This window comes from Luteitalea sp., from assembly GCA_009377605.1.
Lineage (GTDB): Bacteria > Acidobacteriota > Vicinamibacteria > Vicinamibacterales > Vicinamibacteraceae > WHTT01.
The window spans coordinates 330-593 of record WHTT01000313.1; the positions used below are offsets into that span (position 1 = coordinate 330).

Below are 264 nucleotides of genomic sequence, written 5' to 3' on the forward strand. Positions count from 1 at the left end.
AGGTGATCAGCGTCGTACTGGCCGATACGGGCGTGATCTCCTGCTGGCCACACATCGTCACGGTCACGCCGGGCAGGAAGCCGTCGCCGGCGATCGTGACCGGCGTGCCGGCGACGCCACTCTCCGGCGAGACACCTGTGATGTTCGGCGGCGTGACCCCTGCGCCAAAGTAGTCGAACCCATCGGTAAGCGTCGCTGACCCGCCTGGCGTTGTCACCTCCACGTCCACGGGGCCCGCTTGACCGCCTGGCGCAGGAGGTACTG

General features: G+C 67.8%; 1 pseudogene (cut by a window edge). It reads right to left on the reverse strand.

The annotated features are described in order from the left end of the window. Nucleotides 1-264, reverse strand: a pseudogene (locus tag GEV06_29085) (hypothetical protein); it reaches 329 nt to the left of the window's first position.